Source organism: Clostridium sp. JN-1 (assembly GCF_003718715.1).
Classification (GTDB): Bacteria; Bacillota; Clostridia; order Clostridiales; family Clostridiaceae; genus Clostridium_AV.
Map to the genome: position 1 here is coordinate 2,789,881 of NZ_CP033465.1, position 6,074 is coordinate 2,795,954.

Below are 6,074 nucleotides of genomic sequence, written 5' to 3' on the forward strand. Positions count from 1 at the left end.
TACAACCTTTAAATTTAATTGCATTTACTAATAAGTTCTATATTAATTATTACAAAATCAAAGTTAAATTTCTATAGTAATTACTATTTGTATTTTTCTTTTCTATATTCTTTTTCAAGATATATTAAAAGTACCGATATATCTGCTGGAGAAACACCAGAAATTCTTGAAGCTTGCCCTATATTTATTGGTTTTATCTTTTTTAACTTTTGTATAGCTTCTATTCTTAAACCTTTTACAGTATCATAATTAATATCAACAGGTATCATCTTATCTTCAAATTTCTTAAACTGTTTTATCTGTTCTAATTGTTTATTTATATAACCCTCGTATTTCGAAATTATATTTACTTCTTCTTTAATATCATTACTTATACTTGGTCTATTTTTATCTAAAGGTTCTAATTTAAAGTAGTCCAGTTCAGGTCTTTTTATTAATTCATATAAAGTTGTAGTCTTTTTTAATTCAGATGAACCCAGGGATTCTAAAAACTCTACTACTTCCTTCTTTGGTGTAATATTAACCCCTTTTATTCTGTTTATTTCCTCGTAAATAGAATTTTTTCTATCTAAAAACTTTTTATACCTCTCCTCAGTTACAAGTCCAGCCTTATATCCCATTTCAGTTAACCTTAAATCAGCATTATCCTGTCTTAAAACTAATCTGTATTCTGAACGAGAAGTCATCATTCTGTATGGTTCTTCAGTACCCTTAGTAACTAAATCATCTATAAGTACCCCTATATATGCGTCTGACCTCTTTAAAATTAAAGGTTCCATTTTCTTAATTTTAAGTGCAGCATTTATACCTGCAATAATACCTTGAGCAGCTGCTTCCTCATATCCTGAGCTGCCATTTACTTGTCCTGCTCCAAATAATCCTTCTATGTTTTTAAATTCTAATGAGAGTTTCAATTGCTGTGGATTTATGCAATCATACTCTATAGCATATGCTGTTCTTGTTATTTCAACATTTTCAAGCCCAATTATAGTTCTGTACATGGCAAGCTGCACTTCCTCTGGCAGTGAACTTGAAGCACCTCCGACATATAATTCTTCGGTATTTTCTCCTTCTGGTTCTATAAACAATTGATGCCTTTCTTTATCTGGGAACCTCATAACCTTATCTTCAAGTGAAGGGCAGTACCTTGGTCCAACAGATTTTATACTGCCATTATATAAAGGTGATCTATCTATATTATCTCTAATTACTTTTAAAGTATCTTCTGTTGTATAAGTAAGATAACAAGGAACTTGATCTCTATCTATATTATCGCTCATAAAAGAAAATGGAACTACTTCTTTATCTCCATTTTGAATTAACATTTTGGAAAAATCCACACTTCTTCTATTTATTCTAGCTGGTGTACCAGTTTTAAATCTTCTAAGTTCTACTCCTATATCTAAAAGACTTTGAGAAAGATCCTTTGCTGGAAATAATCCACTAGGACCGCCGCTATAGCTTACTTCTCCTATTACTATTTTCCCTTTTAAATATGTACCTGTTGCTAAAACAACAGCTTTAGTTTTAAAATATGCTCCATTTCTAGTTAAAATTCCACAAACTTTATTATTTTTTACATCAATTTTAGTAACTTCAATCTGTTTTAAATACAAATTAGCCTGCTTTTCTATAACATTTTTCATTCTTTCAGAATATCTTCTTTTATCAGCTTGAGCTCTAAGCGAATGAACTGCAGGACCTTTTGATGTATTTAACATTCTAGATTGAATATATGTATGATCTATATTAACACCCATTTCACCACCTAAAGCATCTAGTTCTCTAACTAAATGTCCTTTAGCAGTACCTCCTACACTAGGATTACACGGCATTAAAGCTATGCTATCCAAATTCATTGTACATATTAAAGTTTTACATCCAATTCTAGCTGCTGCAAGGGCCGCTTCACAACCGGCATGACCAGCACCAATAACAACTACATCGAATTCGCCGCCAAAGTATTCCATAAATATCTACCTACTTTCCTAAACAAAATTGAGAAAATATTTTATTTATTATATCTTCCTGTAAAGTATCTCCTACTATTTCTCCTAAGCTGCTCCAAGCATTTCTTATATCTATAGATGCTAAATCAATTGCTGAAGTATCTTTTAATGCTTGAATTGCTTGATTACAACTATACTTGCCTTTAATTAAAGCTTCTTTATGTCTTGTATTTGTCAAAATAAGTTGTTTAGATTTTATTTCTCCTTTGAAAAATAACTTCTTTATCTGCTTTTTTAATATATCTATGCCTTTTCCTGTCTTTACAGAAGTTTCTATTACATGGTCTTGATTAAGTTCCTTTATCTTATTAACATCTATCTTAGATGCTAAATCACTTTTATTTAACAAAACTATATACTTCTTGTCTTTTATATACTCAATAATTTTCTTATCTTCGCCGTCTAATTCTCTACTTAAATCTAACATCAATATTATTAAATCTGCTTGATTTATCTTTTCTTTTGATTTTTCGACTCCCATTTTCTCAATTAAGTCTTCCGTCTCTCTTATTCCAGCAGTATCTATTATCTTTACAGGAATCCCATTTATATTTATATATTCTTCAATAATATCTCTTGTTGTTCCGGGTACTTCTGTTACTATAGCTCTTTTTTCTTGAAGCAAATAATTTAATAATGAGGATTTACCAACATTAGGTTTACCAATTATTACAACATTAAGGCCTTCTCTAATTATTTTACCTTCTTCTGCTGTACTTAAAATTTGATCAATTTTTTTAACTACATTATTTAACTTTACTGAAACATCATCTGCAGTTATTTCTTCTAAATCTTCCTCAGGATAGTCTACTGTTGCTTCTATGCTTGCAATTGTTTCAAGAAGTTCTTCTCTTATCTCATTTATTTTCTTGGAGAGCACACCTTTTGATTGTTCAACTGCAGATTTCATGGATACTTCCGTTTTAGCAGTTATTATATCCATAATTGACTCTGCCTGACTTAAATCTATTCTTCCATTTAAAAATGCTCTTTTAGTAAACTCCCCAGGTTCCGCCATTCTCGCTCCCTGCTTTATAACCTCTTCAAGTATTTTTCTAGTAGCAACAATTCCTCCATGACAATTTACCTCTACAGTATCTTCAGCAGTAAAACTTCTAGGAGCCTTCATGTAACTTACAAGTACTTCATCTAAAGTGTCACCAGTTTCTTCTTCCACTATAAAACCATGCCTCATAGTATATGGTTTTATGCCATTTAAATTTTTATTATTTTTAGTTCTAAAGATATTATTAACTATATTTAAAGCATTATCACCAGAAACTCTTATTATTGAAATTCCACTTTCACTCAAACCACTACTTATAGCTGCTATAGTATCAAATTCTTTCATAATTTAAACTCCTCCCTATAATATAAAGCAAAAAGAAAGCCATAATATCAGGCTTTCTTTAAATCCACAACGATCCTTCTAAAAGGCTCCTCACCTTCACTGTAAGTATTTACATAACTGTCATTCTGAAGTGCTGAATGAATTATTCTTCTTTCATACGGATTCATTGGCTCAAGTTTTACAGGCCTTCTTGTTCTCTTTACTTTACCTGATATTTTTCTGGCCAACCTCTCTAGAGTTTCTTCTCTTTTTGCCCTATAGTTTTCCGTATCTAAAATAACCCGTTTATATTCAGCGTCATGTTTTTTATTTACTACAAGACTTATAAGATACTGAATTGAATCTAAAGTTTCTCCTCTATATCCTATAAGTATTCCCATATCAGGACCAGTTAATATTATATTTATAACATTATTTTCTTCTTTAATTTTTATCTCTGCCTTAATCCCAATACAATTTAACATTTCCCTTAAAAAAGTTTTTGCTTCATATATATAATCCCTTTTAACTGTAACTTTTATTTTAGCTGGCCTAGCCCCTATATTAAAAAAACCTTTTTTACCATGATCTAAAACTTCAACTTCAACCTTATCTTCTGTTGTCTTTAATTCATCTAAAGCATTTTTTAGAGCATCATCTACAGTTCTGCCTGTCATTTCAATAACTTTCACTTTTAAGTCACCCCCTAGGCTTTACTGGTGATTTTTACTATCGCTAACTTTTTTCATAATTAATGTTTGTGCTATTTGTATAAGATTGTTTATTACCCAATACAACACTAAAGCCGATTTTAATGACCAACTAATAAAAACCATAAATCCAGACATAGCTATATTCATGGTAGTTGTACTTTTAGCCTGAGCATTATCTCCAGTAGGCATCATTAATATTCCTGAATAATATGTAGTAATACCAGCAAGTAATGCAAGTATTATGTCTCTTTTAGCTAAATCTTGTATCCAAAGAAAATGTACTCCATTTATGCCTTGTAAATTATTGAAAACATAATAAAGAGCTATAAATATTGGCCATTGAATTAACATTGGAAGACATCCGCCCAACGGATTCACACCTTTTTCTTTATACAATTTCATCATTTCCTGTTGAGCTTTTTGAGGATCATTTTTGTACTTATCTTGTATCTTTTTTGTCTCCGGCTGTATTTTACTCATAATTATTGATGATTTTGTCTGTTTTATATTCAGAGGAAGTATTATTAGTCTTATTATAAGTGTAACTAAAATAATTGTTACACCATATGAAATGTCTTTATTTGGGATCACTGTTACTACACCTTGGTGTATGAAATTAAAAAATTGGACAAATGCATTGTTTAGATACTTCAAAATGTAAACCTCCTGATTACTTATTTAACTGGATCATATCCTCCTTCATTGAAAGGATTACACCTCAGAATTCTTTTTATAGACATAAAACCACCCTTTAATACACCATACTTTTCTATAGCTTGTATGGCATATTGAGAACAAGTCGGATAGAACCTACAACATTGTCTTTTTAAAGGTGATAAGTATTTTCTGTAAAATTTTATTAAAAAAACTAAAAATTCTTTCATTTAATTATACAGACCTGCCTTTTTTAAAAGATTTTTAAGAGCCTCATCAATTTCTTTATAACTCTTTCCCCTAGCAGCAGTTCTTGCTATAAAAACTAAATCATTATTTTTTGCTAAATAATTTTTATTTAGCCTGTAACTTTCCTTAATTAATCTTTTAGTTCTATTTCTAACTACACTTTTTCCTACTTTTTTACTTACCGATATTCCAACTCTATTTATATTTTTTTTATTTCTATAAACATATAGAACTAGTAAATGATTTGAAAATGATTTTCCTCTTCTATACACAACTCTGAATTCTGAATTCTTTCTTATCTTATTATCTTTCATTTACTTTGCTCCTTTTTTCCTGCAATTGCAGAAAAAGGCCACAAAAGCGGCCCTTATGCTGTTAATTTCTTTCTACCTTTTTGTCTTCTTCTTTTTATAACATTTCTACCTGATAAAGTTCTCATTCTTTTTCTAAAACCATGTTCAACTTTTCTTTGTTTTTTCTTAGGTTGATAAGTCATCCACATTGTAAACTACACTCCTTTCTGCAACAAGTATTTATAATATATCATCCTTACAAAATTCATTATAAATTTTTAGTAGGATTTAATTTAATCAATTACCAACTTATTACCATCCTCACAATTTCACTATTAAATTATATATTTACCTAGATATAATGTCAATATTATTATATCTATTCGTAAATTGAATTTTATGTATAAACTTCTATTTTAATGTTTATATTGATCATATCCTTCCAAGAGCAAACCTAACTATTAATATTTTTTATATTGTTTTTGTGGATAACTTCTTGAATAGCTTACTATGTTCTGATATTATTAATAGGGAACTGTGTATAACTTTTGTTTTTTTACTTTTATCCACAGCTGTGGATAAAATTGTGTATAACTTGTTATACTCTTGTTATATTTATTTTTTATTTTTAACTAAACTTCTAATATTATTCATTTTAGAGGTTGTTAGCACTTATTTTTTATTTTCTGTTGATAACTTTCTTTTAATAAAAAATATCAACATTTTAATTAACAAGTGCATAATTTTATAAACATTTGTCAAGAAATTATAATGATGTTCATAAATATGTTTATAATTTCTTTATTTAAAGACTGGAGGATAAAAA

Annotated in this window: 7 protein-coding genes; all 7 read right to left on the bottom strand. The window is 29.1% G+C overall.

What is annotated here, in order from left to right; translation table 11 throughout:
- Positions 1–83: 83 nt before the first annotated feature.
- The 7 genes from mnmG to rpmH are packed head-to-tail and all read right to left on the bottom strand — an operon-like array spanning position 84 to position 5,457.
- Complete coding sequence (gene mnmG, locus EBB51_RS13495; RefSeq protein WP_123054930.1) at positions 84–1,970, bottom strand: tRNA uridine-5-carboxymethylaminomethyl(34) synthesis enzyme MnmG; 1,887 nt, start codon at positions 1,968–1,970, stop codon at positions 84–86.
- Positions 1,971–1,980: 10 nt separating this feature from the next.
- Positions 1,981–3,360 carry a tRNA uridine-5-carboxymethylaminomethyl(34) synthesis GTPase MnmE gene (mnmE, locus tag EBB51_RS13500; protein WP_123054931.1) on the bottom strand — a complete coding sequence of 460 codons (1,380 nt, stop codon included), beginning with the start codon at positions 3,358–3,360 and terminating at the stop codon, positions 1,981–1,983.
- Positions 3,361–3,407: 47 nt separating this feature from the next.
- Positions 3,408–4,031 (bottom strand): RNA-binding cell elongation regulator Jag/EloR, encoded by a 624-nt coding sequence (gene jag / locus EBB51_RS13505; RefSeq protein ID WP_123054932.1) that lies wholly within the window; start codon positions 4,029–4,031, stop codon positions 3,408–3,410.
- 21 nt (positions 4,032–4,052) lie between these two features.
- Positions 4,053–4,706 carry a membrane protein insertase YidC gene (gene yidC / locus EBB51_RS13510; RefSeq protein WP_123054933.1) on the bottom strand — a complete coding sequence of 218 codons (654 nt, stop codon included), beginning with the start codon at positions 4,704–4,706 and terminating at the stop codon, positions 4,053–4,055.
- Between the two features lie 20 nt (positions 4,707–4,726).
- Positions 4,727–4,936 (bottom strand): membrane protein insertion efficiency factor YidD, encoded by a 210-nt coding sequence (gene yidD / locus EBB51_RS13515; protein WP_123054934.1) that lies wholly within the window; start codon positions 4,934–4,936, stop codon positions 4,727–4,729.
- Positions 4,937–5,269 carry a ribonuclease P protein component gene (gene rnpA, locus EBB51_RS13520; RefSeq protein ID WP_123054935.1) on the bottom strand — a complete coding sequence of 111 codons (333 nt, stop codon included), beginning with the start codon at positions 5,267–5,269 and terminating at the stop codon, positions 4,937–4,939.
- Between the two features lie 53 nt (positions 5,270–5,322).
- Complete coding sequence (gene rpmH, locus EBB51_RS13525) at positions 5,323–5,457, bottom strand: 50S ribosomal protein L34 (protein ID WP_119974159.1); 135 nt, start codon at positions 5,455–5,457, stop codon at positions 5,323–5,325.
- Between the last annotated feature and the right edge of the window lie 617 nt (positions 5,458–6,074).

Coding starts and splice junctions, on each gene's coding strand:
- mnmE (WP_123054931.1), bottom strand. CDS start 3,360: ATGAAAGAATTTGATACTATAGCAGCTATAAGTAGTGGTTTGAGTGAA.
- yidD (WP_123054934.1), bottom strand. CDS start 4,936: ATGAAAGAATTTTTAGTTTTTTTAATAAAATTTTACAGAAAATACTTA.
- rnpA (WP_123054935.1), bottom strand. CDS start 5,269: ATGAAAGATAATAAGATAAGAAAGAATTCAGAATTCAGAGTTGTGTAT.
- rpmH (WP_119974159.1), bottom strand. CDS start 5,457: ATGTGGATGACTTATCAACCTAAGAAAAAACAAAGAAAAGTTGAACAT.
- mnmG (WP_123054930.1), bottom strand. CDS start 1,970: ATGGAATACTTTGGCGGCGAATTCGATGTAGTTGTTATTGGTGCTGGT.